Source organism: Streptomyces sp. NPDC051214, from assembly GCF_040682375.1.
GTDB lineage: Bacteria > Actinomycetota > Actinomycetes > Streptomycetales > Streptomycetaceae > Streptomyces.
On record NZ_JBFBAT010000007.1, the window covers coordinates 52,931 to 66,253 of the forward strand.

Below are 13,323 nucleotides of genomic sequence, written 5' to 3' on the forward strand. Positions count from 1 at the left end.
ACCCCTGGCGGGGCGCCCAGCCCCTAGCTTTTCTCGAAGCGGAAGCCCACGCCCCGCACAGTGGCGATGTACCGCGGGTTCGCCGCATCGTCGCCCAGCTTCTTGCGCAGCCAGGAGATGTGCATGTCCAGGGTCTTGGTGGACGACCACCACGTCGTGTCCCAGACCTCGCGCATCAGCTGGTCCCGGGTCACGACCCGGCCCGCGTCGCGCACCAGGACCCGGAGCAGGTCGAACTCCTTGGCCGTGAGCTGGAGCTCCTCCTCGCCCATCCAGGCGCGGTGCGACTCGACGTCGATCCGCACGCCGTGCGTGGCCGGAGCCTGCTGCGGCTCGGCCGCGCCACGCCGGAGCAGGGCCCGGACCCGGGCGAGCAGTTCGGCGAGGCGGAAGGGCTTGGTGACGTAGTCGTCGGCGCCCGCGTCCAGGCCGACGACGGTGTCCACCTCGTCGGCACGGGCGGTGAGGATGAGGATCGGCGCCGTGTGCCCCCCGGCGCGGAGGCGGCGGGCCACCTCCAGGCCGTCCATCCCGGGCAGCCCCAGGTCGAGTACGACGAGGTCGACGCTGCCCTGCAGCCCGGCGTCGAGGGCGGTCGGGCCGTCCTCACGCACTTCGACCTCGTACCCCTCCCTGCGCAGGGCACGGGCCAGCGGCTCCGAGATGGACGCGTCGTCCTCGGCGAGCAGTACACGGGTCATGGGGTGATGGTAGTCCGCACCGGAGGACCACCGTGGGGTGATCGACAGCTGCCGGTCGGCCCCTGCGGCTCTGGGGTGCGATCCTGGGGATCACCTTGGAATGTGGGCAGGCGGTTCCACCGTAACCTGTGATCCATCTCTCAAGTCCTTCCATATGCCGCACTGTCGTGGCGTATGGTGACCCAACGCCTGATGCACTATGCAAGGACCTTTGGCCCACTGTGCGGCCTTAGGTCTCTTTTATGTGCGGGCTGGTTTCTGCCAGCCTTGAAAGGAATGACCTGTGGTCGGGCCCTGCGCGTGAAGATGCGCCCAGGGCGTGGATCTCGGAGTCGCCGTCCTGCGCCTTCCCCGAAAAGGGGCGCGAACACTCCCCGGGCGTGGGGGTGAGGCCGGTAAGACCCCGGTGCCGACCGCCCCCCACCGGGCGCGCACACGCTCTTGCCGCGCGTCCCGAACCACGAGGATCGACCCATGGCGTCCAGCCTGACGAAGGACTCCGCCGGTACCCCTGGCTCTGAGAAGACCTTCTTCGGCCACCCCCGCGGACTGGCCACACTCTTCATGACCGAGATGTGGGAGCGCTTCTCCTACTACGGCATGCGTGCTCTGCTCGTGCTCTACCTGGTCTCCGGCGGCGCAGACGCGGCCACCGGCAGCCAGGGCGGCGGCCTGGCGTACACCGCGGCGACCGCCACGGCCATCTACTCCGTCTACGTGGCCATGGTCTACCTCATGGCCATGCCCGGCGGCTGGATCGGCGACCGTGTCTGGGGCGCCCGCAAGACCGTGGCCATCGCGAGCATCGTGATCGTCGCCGGTCACCTGTGCCTGGCCCTGCCGAGCTCGGCGATGTTCTTCGTCGGCCTGGCCCTGGTCGCGGTCGGCTCGGGTCTGCTGAAGGCCAACATCTCGACGATGGTCGGCCAGCTCTACAGCGACCCGAAGGACCTGCGCCGCGACGGCGGCTTCACGATCTTCTACATGGGCATCAACCTCGGTGCCTTCGCCGCTCCCTTCGCCATCGGCATTCTCGGCGAGAAGGTCAACTGGCACCTGGGCTTCGGCCTGGCCGCGGTCGGCATGGCGCTCGGCGCGATCCAGTTCATGATCGGTTCCCGCCACCTGTCCGCGGAGAGCAGCAAGGTCCCCAACCCGCTGTCGGCCGAGGAGAAGCGCGGCGTCATCGTCAAGACGCTGGCGGCCGTCGCCGTGATCGCGGCGTTCTACGCCCTGGTGGCCTTCACCGACGTCTACCGGCTCACGCTCAACTGGGCGCTGCTCCCGATCACCGTGGCCGGTCTGCTGATCCCGATCGCGGTGCTGGTCAAGATCAAGCGGGACCGGGACCTCAACGCCGAAGAGCAGACCAAGATGACGGCGTTCATCTGGTTCTTCGTGGCCGCCGCGATCTTCTGGATGATCTTCGACCAGGGCGCGTCGACGCTGTCCCTCTTCGGTGACTCCCACACCTCGCGGGACATCTTCGGCTGGGAGATGCCGAACACCCTGTTCCAGTCGCTGAACCCGGGCTTCATCATGCTGCTCGCCCCGGTTTTCGCCGCCCTGTGGATCAAGATGGCCCGCAGCAACCGCGAGCCCAGCACCATCGTGAAGTTCTCCTTCGCCCTGGTGATGGCCGGCGCCTCGTTCTTCGTGTTCCTCGTCCCGATGGGCATGGCCACCGGTGACACGAAGGTCACCATGTGGTGGCTGGTGCTGATCTTCCTCATGCACACCGTCGCCGAGCTGTGCCTGTCCCCGGTGGGTCTGTCGCTGACCACGAAGATGGCGCCCGCGAAGTACGCCTCGCAGATGATGGGTGTCTTCTTCCTCGCCGTCACCGCGGGTGACAGCGTGACCGGCATGCTCGCCATCGCCGGGGTCGACCTCAACGGCCGGGGCATGGTGGCCCTGGAGGCCACGGCCGCGGTGCTCGCCGGCTTCTCGGTCTACATGGCCCGCAACAAGGTGAGCTCGCTCATGGGCGACGTGCGCTGACCCGCACACCTGCACGTTCGAACTGAGGGCCGCCGCACCACCCGGTGCGGCGGCCTTTGGTGTTTCTGCGGGTGTGGGGCCGCGGGACGGTGGAGCATCTGGCCATGCGTCGTACGTTGCCCACCCTCGCCGTCTGTGTGGCGTTGCTGTCGTCGTCCACCGCCGCCGTCGAGGCCGCACCCCAGCCGCCGCCCGTCCGGACCTTCTCGTACGGGGAGCACGCGCGGCAGAAGATCACCGTGTACGGCGACGGGTCCGGACGCCCGGCGCTGATGATCCTGCACGGCGGTTCCTGGGTGCGGGACACCGACTGGAGCGGGCGGGCACGGTGGTTCGCGGCGCGCGGGTTCACCGTGTACGACACCGACTACCGGCTCGCCACCGACGCCGCCTGGCCCGCGCAGCGCGACGACGTGCTCGCCGCCCTGCGGTGGGTGAAGCGGCGCGGCGGCGCCGCTCCCGTGGTCCTCGGGTCCTCCGCGGGCGGGCATCTCGCCGTCAGCGCGGGGACGTACGGCGCCGGGCGGGGGCGGGTGCGCGGCGTGGTGGCCCTCTCCCCCGTCGCCTCGCCCTACCGCGCCTGGAAGGACGGCGGGATGACGGCCGCCTCTCCGGCACAGCGCAAGCTGCGGGGCACGGCGGAGCTGCTCGCGGGGTGCGTGCCGGACCGGGCCTCCGGGCGGTGCTGGAAGAAGTGGGTCGACCTGGTGGCCAAGTCGCACGCCTCCGGCAAGGACGACGCGCCCCTCTACCTCACGCACTCGGCGGCGGACTTCGTCCCGGTCGCCCACTCCACGGACCTCGCGCACGCGCAGACGGTGGCGGGGCTGCGGGACGTGACCGTACGGATCGAGCCGGGTACGGCGCACGGGGGCGAGCTCCTCAGGGACCCTGCGGTCGCGCAGGCCGTCCTGAGGTGGCTCAGGGCGCACGTCTGAGGGGCGCGCCCCGTCAGGGGCGCGGGGAACTTCGCGAGCAACCACGATGGTCCGCACCCGCCGACCAGCCGCCGTAGGCAGACGCGTCTGCGTCGACCGCGGGCCGTCGACGGCTGGTCGCGCAGTTCCCCGCGCCCCTAAAGGGCGCTTCAGCGCAGGCCGCTCCTTCGCCTCGGGAGGAACGTGAACACCGCACCGCCCAAAAGGATCACCGTGCCGGCGACCAGGCCAAGGGCTCGCAACGCCCCGTTGTCGTCCGCGCCCGTCTCGGCGAGGCCGCCACCGCCGGTGGTCGTGGAGCCGCCCGCCGAGCCGGAGCCACCGGCCGACCCCGAACCGCCGGCCGCCCCGCCAGGCTGCGCCGCCGTGTCGATCTCCAGGGACACCTCCGCCTTGGTCGGGGTGCACGTCGTAGTCGTACCGAGGGCCTTGACCGTCAGGACGCCCGGCGAGAGCGTCGACTTGCCGTCGGCGCCCGGCTTGTACATGCCGGTCAGGTCAGGGATGGTCATCGGGTCGCCGGACTTGATGGGCTCCTTGTTGGTGGGGCCCTCGACGTGCACCGTGCCCTTGTCCGCGCCGCCCAGCTTGACCTCCATCGACGGCTTCACCGAGTCCGCGGGGATGTCGGCGGGGCTGTCCATGACGGACTTCTTGAACTCGACGGTGAGGCCGTAATTCCCGCCGTCCTTCTTGGCGTTGATCTGGACGGGGGACGTGGCGTCCTTGTCGCCGATGGGCGTCTTGCACTTGTAGGGGGTCTGGACTTCCTTGCCCGGGAAGTCGGTCTTGCCGCCGTCGTCGTCGCCGCCGCCCGTGGAGCCGCCGCCGGTGTCGCCGCCCGTGTCGCCGCCGGACGCGGAACCGCCCGACGTACCGCCACCGGACGTGCCGCCGCCCGAGGCCGTGCCACCGCCTGAGGCCGTGCCGCCGCCCGAACTGCCGCCGCCCTCCGTGACCTTGATGGTCGCGCCCGCCTTGACCTCTTCCTTGGGCGTGCACTTGGTGTCGGTCGACATGGGCTTGCTGACGTTGATGTTGTACGCGCCCGGGGTGAGCGTGACGTCGCCCGCCTTGGTGAGCTTCAGCTTGCCCTTCATGTCGGACAGGAGCATCGGGCTGTTCTTCTTGATCGGCGGGTTCACCCGCTCGCCCGCCACCGCCAGGTCACCGGTCTGGCCGCCGCCCAGCTTGATCGTGCCGGTCGGCTTCACGGTGTCCTTGTCCAGGTCGAGGATGTCCGGGTTCTTGGACGCGGCCTCCGTGGTCTTCCATACGACCTCGACCTCGTCGCCCACCTTCGCGGTGGCCGGTGCGGTGATCTCCACCTTGGTGGTGCCCTGCACCGGCGGCAGCCCCGATATGGACGGCGGGATGCACTCCGTCTTGTACGCCACCTCGGCCGCCTGCGCGGGACCGGCGCCCAGCAGGATGCCCGCCCCGCCGAGCAGCAGCGAGACCGAGGCCGCGCCCGCTCTCCGTCGTGTGCTGATCACGTGTTTCCTTTCGTCGTCGGGCTGTTCTCTGACGGTGCGGAGAGCTGTCCGGCGGCGGGTGCGGTCCCGGAGCCGGGGTCTGTGTCAGGGGTGAACCACGGGAGGGTGCCCGGGTGCGTGGCGGTGTCCTTGACGGAGGGATCGCCGGTCTCGCGGGGCGGCTTCGTACGGGGCGTACGGGCCGCCTCGTCTGCCGCGACCGCCCCCTGGGACAGCCGCAACTTCGGCATGCGGTCGGTGAGTTCGGCGATCCTGCCGGTGCGGTGGCGCCCCGCGGGGCGGGAGCCGCGGTTACGGCGGCGGTGGGGTCGCAGCCTGTCGACCACCGCCATGCCGATGCGGAAGACGGCGGCCGGCACGACGACGCAGAGCAGGATCCAGAAGACGGTGACGCCCCACGGGCGTCCGACGCCCCAGGGCTGTTCGGCGAGCACCTTGCCACCGAACTTCAGGGAGACGAGGTAGTCCCCGTGCGCCCCGGCCGACAGCTCGACCGGCAGCTTGATCTGTGCCTTCTTGCCCGGCGCGATGGTGCCGCGCCACTGCTGCTCCTCCCACTGCGGGGCGAACACCCCGTGGGAGGTGCCCACTTGGAAGACCGGGTCCTTGACCGGGGCCGAGCCGACGTTGCCCACGGTGAAGACGAACGTGCGGGACGGCGGGGCACCGAACCAGGTGAGGACGCCGCTCGACCCCTCGAGGCGCGTATCGGTGAGGACGGAGAGCTTTCCGCCGCCCTGCTGCTTCGGCAGGGACTTCACGGGATGCCCGGCGACCGCGAAGACGGCGTCCGCCTGCGCCTTGTCCCCCGTGACCGTGGCCACGTGGACCACGCAGGGGCAGGGCTTGGGCGGCTCGGCCACCGGGAGCTTCTTGCTGAAGGCGCCCTTGGCGTCCGTGGTGACGGCGCGGCCGCTGTCGTTGGCGCAGGAGTTCGTGCCGCCGGGCACGCCGTCGGCCGGGGTGGACTGGCCGCAGACGAGCATCATCAGGAGGGCGTTCGGCCGCCACCCCTCTCCCTTGACGGTGATGTCACCGCCCTTGCCCGCCTCGGACTTGGAGAGGGTGAGGGAGGGTTTCTCGGCGGCGCCGGCCGCCCCCGCCGCCGGGAGCAGCACCAAGGCCAGGGCCGCGAGCACGAGGGTCACGGCGACGCACCGCCGAGCCGCCCACAACGGGTTGCCATTCACAGCTGCTCTCCCTCTGCCGTCCCCACTCCCGCCAACTCCGGTTCCCTGACGCCCTGTTCGGGTTCCTCGTCCGGTGGCAGCTCCGCGGCCGCCGCCCTGCGTCTGCGGACGAACCAGACGCCCGCCGCCACCAGGCCGAGCACCCCGGCCCCCGCCCCTGCCACCACTCCCCACGGCACGAAGCGGGCCGATGCCGTCGCCTTGCCGTGGGCTCCGCCCGATGCCGTCACCGTGAGCGTGACCTTCACGGAGTCGAGCGCGGGGGCGTCCTTCCACGGTTCCGTCAGGGTGACCCTGCGGCCGGGGAGGAGTTCCACGGGGAGCGTGCGGGGCTTGCGGTCGAGCAGCGGGCCGAACACGCCCTCCGCGTGGACCGTGAGCCTGGGGGTCAGGACCGTGTTGCCGCGGTTGACGACGTCGTACGTGATGCGCCCGCCCTCGGCTCGTACGCGCTCGACGGTGAGCGCGGACAGCATGGGACCGCTCACCCGCAGATGCACGCGGACCCCGGCGTCGCGGCCGCCCTCCCGCGCGACGACCGCCCCGGGGTGGTCGCCGGGCACCGCGCTCTCGGGGATGCTCACGCTGAACGGCACCTCGGCGCGGGTGCGCGGCGGCACCTTCACCGTGCGTTCGGCGAAGGTGATCCAGGAGCCGGTGTCCTTGGGCTTGCCCCGCTCCAGGGAGTACGCGCCGCCCTTGGTGTTGTCCGCGTCCGCGCCGCTCAGCTCCACCGTGCGCGGCTTCGACCCCGGGTTGGTGACCGTCACCGTGTCCTCCAGGACGGAGCCGGGCGTGCCCTCCACGTAGAAGTACGGCCGCCCGTCCTTGGCCGGCCGCGTCCCTCCTCCCGCGGAGGGCGCGACGGACCACGTCCCGGAGTCGTCGGCGGACACCGCAGGCGCCTGCGCCAGACCCGTCGCCAGTAAGGCCAGGGCCACGGTGAGAGCACGGGCAACGGACAGCAGCGACGGCATCGGCGGCTCCTGGATCTTCGTGCGCTTCGTACCTTCGTACGCGTCCCGCCTAGCGCGACCGGGCCGCCTGGTTCCTGCGGGTCAGCCAGAGCGCGCCGGCCGCGCCCGCGAGCAGCACGGTGCCGCCGAGGGTGCCGAGCGCGATGGCGGAGTCCGCGGGGCCGGTCTGCGGGAGCTCTTCGCCGCCGGAGGGAGCGCTGGCCGAGCCGCCGGAGCCGCCGTCGTCCGTCGATCCGCCGCCGCCGGAGCCGCCGTCCGTCGCTCCGCCGCCGCCCGAGCCCTTCACGTCGAGGGAGAGCGAGGGCTTGGGGCTGTTGGACGGGGTGCACGTCGTCGTCGTACCGAGTGCCTTGATGGTCAGGACACCCGCGGTGAAGGTGACCTTGCCGCTCTTCTTGGGCGTGTACGTCCCCGACAGGTCGCTGATCTTGATCGGGGTGTTGGCGGGGATCGCCTTGTCGTTGGGCGCTCCGGACACCGGCACCGTGCCGCTCTCCGCGCCGCCCAGCTTGATGAGCGCGCTCGGCTTCATCGCGCCCTTGCCCAGTTCCACGGGGCTGGAGGAGACGCCCTTCTGGAAGGACATGGTGAGTTTGTAGCCGCTGCCGCTCTTCACGCTCTTGATGTCGATCGGCGACACCGCGCCCTTGTTGCCGATGGGCGTCTTGCACTGGTAGTTGACGTCCTGGACCTCGGCCTGCGCGGCGGGGGCGGCCATCAGCACCGCCGAGCCGCCGGCCAGGGCCGTGGCAAGCGCGAGCACAGCCGTTCGTTTCTGGTACGACACCTCGGGTTCCCCTCATGCCGGTCGTGGCGTGCCGCGGTGCGGATTTACTGACGGCACATCAGATTGGGCGCTCAAGGTACGCCCGGGGCCTTGCCGAGGGAAGACAAAGAACGCGCCGGATCTCAATGATCCGGCGCGCGTACGAACCGTGGGTAACCCAAGGGGGAACTGAGCGGGCCCTAGGCGGGCGCGCTCAGCTCGGCCCACACCGTCTTGCCCGCCACCCCTGGGGTGCGGACGACACCCCAGTCCAGGCAGAGCCGCTGGACTATGAACATCCCGTGCCCGCCGGGCCGGCCGGCGCGGTGCGGGGTACGGGGCTCGGGCTGACCGGCGCCGCGGTCGGACACCTCTATCCGCAGCACCTTGCTGTCGGAGGAGAGCCAGAGCTCGTCGGGACCCTCGGCGTGCAGGCACGCGTTGGTCACCAGCTCGGACACGACAAGGAGGACGTCCTCCGCGGCAGCGCGCTGGTCGGCGCCCGCCGCGGGCAGCCAGCCCCACGCCTGCAGCGACTGGCGCGCGAAGTCCCGCGCGAGCGGCACGATGCCACTGGCGCCGTTCAGGCTCAGCCTGCGGACCTGGCGACCCTGACGGACCGTGGCCGCCGGGACGGCCTGGTCCGCGGGGGCGGCCGCGACGACGGCCTCGGGCTCCGGGCCGCGGTCGCCCGGCGAGCAAGGCCGGGTGGTGCTCATCAGCGCTTCACCTCACCGACAAGAGGACTCTGGACAAGGAACTGGACAAGAAGCAGGGCTCCAAGAGGGATCATCGGCTGCTCGGCCGTTCCGGCTGTTGATTTGGCAACGATTGTGCGCGGACCGCTGTCGACGTATCCAGGGTGTCTCCTGCCCGGCCGAACCGTGAGAACACCCACTTATTCGACGCTACCCGTGTGACACTCGTAACGCAGTGATCACATAGAGACAACTGGCGCGTAACTCCTGAGCACGCTCCGTCAGCGGGCCGCCCTGTGGGCCGGCCGGGCCGGTCGGCCCGGACTCTCGCCCCGTGGGCCGACCCGTCAGTCGGCCAGCGCGTCCGCGAGCGTCTCGTGGACACTGAAGACCGCCTCGGCCCCGGTGATCTCGAAGACCCTGGCCACCACCGGCAGCATCCCTGCCAGGTGCACCCCACCTCCTGCTGCCTCGGCCTTGAGCCGGGCCCCCAGTAGGACATTGAGTCCGGTGGAGTCCATGAACTCCAGGCGCGAGCAGTCGACGACCAGGCGTGAGTAGCCGTCGTCGAGGCATGCCTCGAGTGGCTCACGCAACAAATCGGCGGTGTGGTGATCCAACTCACCCGCCGGAGTAACGACGACGCTCGAGCCTTCTGCCCGGACTTCGACCAGAAGCCGGCCCCGATGCGCGCTACCGACTGTCCCGCGGTCCATTCCGTCACTCACTTCCGACCGTCGTGGCTGTTGATGACGCCCCTGAACATTACGCCTTCCTCACGCCCTCGGGTACCCGAACATCCCCCCGAAATCGGACATTTAGCCGCACAACGCACTTGCGACCGGGCTGTGGAAACGGGTAGGGGTAGAAGAGACAGTAATCAACACTGACGGCTTTGGAGGCGCCGCACACCGCAGTGCACGTATTGGCATCGGCAGCCATATGCCGAGAACGATGGAGGACACCATGTCACCCCGGCTCGACGAATCGCGCACTGACCGAGCGACGTCGACACTCCCACCGCACCGTATCGAGACCGAGATCCCGGGTCCCCGCACGGAAGCCACGCCCGGCGAACTCCCGGACCTGACGGCCGTTCCGGAGGCGGAAGCCCTCGAAGGGCTCGCCGACCTGCCCGAGATCCCGCCGTTCGACGAGGTGGGGCCGCTGGATGCGAGGGCTCTGTCCAAGACCCTCTTCGAACGCCTCGAGTCGCTCGAGGAAGGCACGCACGAATTCGCGTACGTGCGCAACACTCTGGTCGAACTCAACCTCGCCCTGGTCAAGTTCGCCGCCTCCCGGTTCCGCTCCCGCAGCGAGCCCATGGAGGACATCATCCAGGTCGGCACCATCGGCCTGATCAAGGCGATCGACCGCTTCGAGCTCAGCCGAGGCGTCGAGTTCCCCACCTTCGCGATGCCGACCATCGTCGGCGAGATCAAGCGCTTCTTCCGCGACACGAGCTGGTCGGTGCGCGTCCCGCGCCGCCTGCAGGAACTCCGACTGGACCTCGCCAAGGCGGGCGACGAACTCGCCCAGCAGTTCGATCGCGCCCCCACGGTGGGCGAGCTCGCCGAGCGCCTGGGCATCTCCAACGACGAGGTCGTCGAGGGCATGGCCGCGTCCAACGCCTACACGGCGAGCTCGCTGGACGCCCAGCCCGAGGAGGACGACTCCGAGGGCGCGCTCGCGGACCGGATCGGCTACGAGGACCACGGCCTGGAGGGCATCGAGTACGTCGAGTCGCTCAAGCCCTTGATCGCCGAACTCCCGCCGCGCGACCGGAAGATCCTCTCGCTCCGCTTCGTCGCCAACATGACGCAGTCGGAGATAGGCGATGAGCTCGGCATCTCGCAGATGCATGTCTCGCGACTGCTGTCGCGCACGCTCGTCAAGCTCCGCAAGGGATTGACCGTCGACGAGTGAGGGATCTCGCCGCTCGGCGTACCTCCGGGTCCTCGAACCGCCGCTCCGCGGCGGAACGCGCCCACCCACCCACCCGTTTGCCCCGCGTCCAGGGGTGGACGGGTGGGTTGCTGTCGTCTGCCTACTTCACTCGGCCTCCATCGCCATCGCCGCCGCCACGGCCGCCTCCGCGTGCAGCCGCGTCGTCGGGAAGAGCGGCACCGGGCTGTGCTCCTGCCCGATCAGCAGCTCGATCTCGGTGCATCCCAGGATGACGCCCTCAGCTCCTTCCCGTACAAGATCCTCGATGACGTTCTGGTACCCGACCCTGGACGCCTCATGCACCACCCCGAGACACAGCTCCTCGTAGATCACGCGGTGGACGAGCGCGCGCCCCTCCGCGTCCGGCACGAGTACGTCGAGCCCGTGCGAGGCCAGCCGCTCCCGGTAGAAGTCCTGCTCCATGGTGAACGCGGTCCCGAGCAGCCCCACGCGCCGCAGACCGCCCCGCAGCACCGCGTCGGCGGTGGCGTCCGCGAGATGCAGCAGAGGCACGGAGAGCGCCGCCTGGACCTGTTCCGCGACCTTGTGCATGGTGTTGGTGCAGATCAACACGAGCTCGGCCCCCGCCGCCTCGACCCCCTTGGCGGCCCCGGCAAGCACCTCCCCCGCCCGCTCCCACTCCCCCGCGACCTGCAACTTCTCGATCTCGGCAAAGTCGACGGAGTGCAACACACACCGAGCAGAATGCAGCCCCCCGAGCCGCTCCCGCACCAGCTCATTGAGCAGCCGGTAATACTCGGCGCTGGACTCCCAACTCATGCCCCCGATGAGGCCGATGGTCTTCATGGGGCCAGGATGCCGTAGCGGGGTCTCGGCCGATGGCACCGCGGCGGCCAGCTCAAGGACCTCGGGAATTACGGCGAACGCGCCGTCCATGTGCGCGACCAGCGCACCGCGGCCGTGGTCTCCACCAGGCGTGGACCACTCCTTCAGCGCGCCGCGCCAAGCCGAGAGCATCAGCTCCAGGAGGAGCCGCACCCGTAGAGGCGCCGGGTCCGTGGGGAGGGCGGCGACCGTCAGGGCGATGACCTCGTCGGTGATCTCCGCGCAGTGCCGCAGGCTGTGCGCGTTCAGCGCGGGCGTCGCGTCGGCCAGGGCGCGGCTCGTCAGGAAGCGCCGCTCCCAACCCTCTTCCATGCCGGCCACGGCGGTGTACAGCGACTGCTCGAAGACAGTGAGCAGGGGGCGGTCTCCCCCGAGCGGCCGCTCGCCGATGTCGTCGGCGTAGGCCCGCCACAGCTCCCGTTCCGGGGCGAGCGCGACGTCCTCCTTCGACGCGAACGTCCGGAAGAACGTGCGCTTGGAGACCTCGACGGCCTCGACCAGTTCGTCGAGCGTGGTGGCCGCGAATCCCTTGGCGGAGAACAGTTCGAGGGCCGTCTCGACGAGGGCCCGCCGCGTCCGCAGCTTCTTCCGCTCCCGCAGCGGCAAGTCACCCAGGTCGCCCCTGCCCGCGCCCTTGCCCCCGCCTTGCCCTCCGCCTTTGTCCATCTCGCTTGCCATGGCGTCATCTTAGCCAGGACGCCTCCCGTACGCCTTTGCCCCTTGTAGGCTTTTGCCACTCAGTGGCACTATGCGGAGCATGCGAGCACTCACGATCGACCACTCCGCTCCGGGCCACCTCTCTCTGCGCGAGACCCCCGACCCGGCCCCCACCCCACATCAGGCGCTTGTCCGCATTCACTCCTTCTCCGTGAATCATGGGGAGGCCGCGTTCGTCGTCCCGAACGGCGAGGAGGGCACCATCCCCGGCTGGGACGCCGCGGGTGTCGTCGTACGCGCTGCCACCGACGGCACCGGGCCCGCTGCCGGCACCCCGGTCGTCACACTCGGGCCCGCCGGAGCATGGGCCGAACTCCGGGCAGTGGAGACGGAGTTGATGGGGACCGCGCCCGAGGGCGCGGACCTGGGCGCGGCCGGCGCACTGCCGGTCGCCGCTGGGTCGGCGCTGCGCGCGCTGCGCCGACTGGGGCCGATCCTGGGACGCCGAGTTCTGGTGACGGGAGCGAGCGGCGGCGTGGGCAGGTTCGCGGTGCAGCTCGCGGCCCGTGGCGGCGCGCACGTCGTGGCGGCGACCAGCGACACCGCCAAGGGTGAGGCACTGACGCGCCTCGGCGCCCACGAGGTTGTGGCGGGCGATGCCCTGACGGTCATCGAGCCGGTGCACGGCGTGATCGACGTGGTCGGAGGACCGCAACTGGTCGACGCCTATCGGGCGTTGGCGCCCCACGGCACCCTGGTGGCCGTCGGCCACAGCTCAGGGGTCGGGGAGGAGTTTCCGTTCGGCGCCCTTTTCGGGGACGGCGGGCGGCACGACCGCTCGCTCACCACGTTCTTCTTGCTGGACGACGCCGACGGCCTCGGCGCCGACCTCGAGTGGCTCGCGTCTCTCGTCGGCCGCGGTGAACTGGACCCCCAGATCACTTTCCGCGACGACTGGACCCGCACCCCGGACGCGCTGGCCGCGCTACTCGCCCGTGAGATCACCGGCAAGGCCGTCCTGGACATCCCGCGTTGACGGGTGGCGGTGGTGGGTGATGGTGAGGGGCGGCGGGCGCACTGCAAAGAAATCCCGCTGGCGACGGGCG

General features: G+C 70.4%; 12 protein-coding genes and 1 pseudogene. 4 read left to right on the top strand and 9 right to left on the bottom strand.

The window, feature by feature from the left end; translation table 11 throughout:
* Positions 1-23: 23 nt before the first annotated feature.
* The gene (locus AB0M70_RS19395; RefSeq protein WP_363211617.1) at positions 24-701 is read right to left on the bottom strand and encodes a response regulator transcription factor; all 678 of its coding nucleotides are present in this window, start codon (positions 699-701) and stop codon (positions 24-26) included.
* Between the two features lie 474 nt (positions 702-1,175).
* Here AB0M70_RS19395 and AB0M70_RS19400 point away from each other — a divergent pair, with 474 nt between their 5' ends.
* Both AB0M70_RS19400 and AB0M70_RS19405 read left to right on the top strand, forming a co-directional pair.
* On the top strand, positions 1,176-2,702 hold the full coding sequence (locus tag AB0M70_RS19400; protein ID WP_365821193.1) for an oligopeptide:H+ symporter: 1,527 nt from the start codon (positions 1,176-1,178) through the stop codon (positions 2,700-2,702).
* Between the two features lie 104 nt (positions 2,703-2,806).
* Entirely contained in the window at positions 2,807-3,640 is an 834-nt protein-coding gene (locus tag AB0M70_RS19405; RefSeq protein WP_365821194.1) for an alpha/beta hydrolase, read from the top strand.
* Between the two features lie 149 nt (positions 3,641-3,789).
* Here AB0M70_RS19405 and AB0M70_RS19410 read toward each other — a convergent pair whose 3' ends face one another.
* The 6 genes from AB0M70_RS19410 to AB0M70_RS19435 all read right to left on the bottom strand — a co-directional run bounded on the left by AB0M70_RS19410 (position 3,790) and on the right by AB0M70_RS19435 (position 9,483).
* A complete protein-coding gene (locus AB0M70_RS19410; protein ID WP_365821543.1) occupies positions 3,790-5,133 on the bottom strand; it encodes a hypothetical protein in 1,344 nt (447 codons plus the stop codon).
* A complete protein-coding gene (locus tag AB0M70_RS19415; protein WP_365821544.1) occupies positions 5,133-6,284 on the bottom strand; it encodes a hypothetical protein in 1,152 nt (383 codons plus the stop codon). Before AB0M70_RS19415 ends, AB0M70_RS19410 begins: the two co-directional genes overlap by 1 nt.
* A 38-nt stretch (positions 6,285-6,322) precedes the next feature.
* Positions 6,323-7,303 (bottom strand): DUF916 domain-containing protein, encoded by a 981-nt coding sequence (locus AB0M70_RS19420; RefSeq protein WP_365821195.1) that lies wholly within the window; start codon positions 7,301-7,303, stop codon positions 6,323-6,325.
* Positions 7,304-7,352: 49 nt separating this feature from the next.
* A complete protein-coding gene (locus AB0M70_RS19425) occupies positions 7,353-8,090 on the bottom strand; it encodes an LPXTG cell wall anchor domain-containing protein (protein WP_363211621.1) in 738 nt (245 codons plus the stop codon).
* Positions 8,091-8,269: 179 nt separating this feature from the next.
* A complete protein-coding gene (locus tag AB0M70_RS19430; RefSeq protein WP_365821196.1) occupies positions 8,270-8,788 on the bottom strand; it encodes an ATP-binding protein in 519 nt (172 codons plus the stop codon).
* Positions 8,789-9,114: 326 nt separating this feature from the next.
* Positions 9,115-9,483, bottom strand: a complete 369-nt coding sequence (locus AB0M70_RS19435) for an STAS domain-containing protein (RefSeq protein WP_365821197.1) — start codon at positions 9,481-9,483, stop codon at positions 9,115-9,117.
* A 238-nt stretch (positions 9,484-9,721) separates the two neighbouring features.
* Here AB0M70_RS19435 and AB0M70_RS19440 point away from each other — a divergent pair, with 238 nt between their 5' ends.
* Positions 9,722-10,693 (top strand): RNA polymerase sigma factor SigF, encoded by a 972-nt coding sequence (locus tag AB0M70_RS19440; RefSeq protein WP_365821198.1) that lies wholly within the window; start codon positions 9,722-9,724, stop codon positions 10,691-10,693.
* 126 nt (positions 10,694-10,819) lie between these two features.
* Here the strand turns inward: AB0M70_RS19440 and AB0M70_RS19445 are convergent, their stop codons facing one another.
* Together AB0M70_RS19445 and AB0M70_RS19450 are read right to left on the bottom strand one after the other, a co-directional pair.
* Complete coding sequence (locus AB0M70_RS19445) at positions 10,820-11,521, bottom strand: aspartate/glutamate racemase family protein (protein ID WP_365821545.1); 702 nt, start codon at positions 11,519-11,521, stop codon at positions 10,820-10,822.
* A 477-nt stretch (positions 11,522-11,998) separates the two neighbouring features.
* Positions 11,999-12,238, bottom strand: a pseudogene (locus tag AB0M70_RS19450) (helix-turn-helix domain-containing protein); the annotation flags it as partial.
* 79 nt (positions 12,239-12,317) lie between these two features.
* On the opposite strand from AB0M70_RS19450, the gene AB0M70_RS19455 reads away from it, so the two are divergent.
* Positions 12,318-13,253 carry a zinc-binding dehydrogenase gene (locus AB0M70_RS19455; protein WP_365821199.1) on the top strand — a complete coding sequence of 312 codons (936 nt, stop codon included), beginning with the start codon at positions 12,318-12,320 and terminating at the stop codon, positions 13,251-13,253.
* Positions 13,254-13,323 lie beyond the last annotated feature (70 nt).

Coding starts and splice junctions, on each gene's coding strand:
- AB0M70_RS19395 (WP_363211617.1), bottom strand. CDS start 701: ATGACCCGTGTACTGCTCGCCGAGGACGACGCGTCCATCTCGGAGCCG.
- AB0M70_RS19400 (WP_365821193.1), top strand. CDS start 1,176: ATGGCGTCCAGCCTGACGAAGGACTCCGCCGGTACCCCTGGCTCTGAG.
- AB0M70_RS19405 (WP_365821194.1), top strand. CDS start 2,807: ATGCGTCGTACGTTGCCCACCCTCGCCGTCTGTGTGGCGTTGCTGTCG.
- AB0M70_RS19420 (WP_365821195.1), bottom strand. CDS start 7,303: ATGCCGTCGCTGCTGTCCGTTGCCCGTGCTCTCACCGTGGCCCTGGCC.
- AB0M70_RS19430 (WP_365821196.1), bottom strand. CDS start 8,788: ATGAGCACCACCCGGCCTTGCTCGCCGGGCGACCGCGGCCCGGAGCCC.
- AB0M70_RS19435 (WP_365821197.1), bottom strand. CDS start 9,483: ATGGACCGCGGGACAGTCGGTAGCGCGCATCGGGGCCGGCTTCTGGTC.
- AB0M70_RS19440 (WP_365821198.1), top strand. CDS start 9,722: ATGGAGGACACCATGTCACCCCGGCTCGACGAATCGCGCACTGACCGA.
- AB0M70_RS19445 (WP_365821545.1), bottom strand. CDS start 11,521: ATGAAGACCATCGGCCTCATCGGGGGCATGAGTTGGGAGTCCAGCGCC.
- AB0M70_RS19455 (WP_365821199.1), top strand. CDS start 12,318: ATGCGAGCACTCACGATCGACCACTCCGCTCCGGGCCACCTCTCTCTG.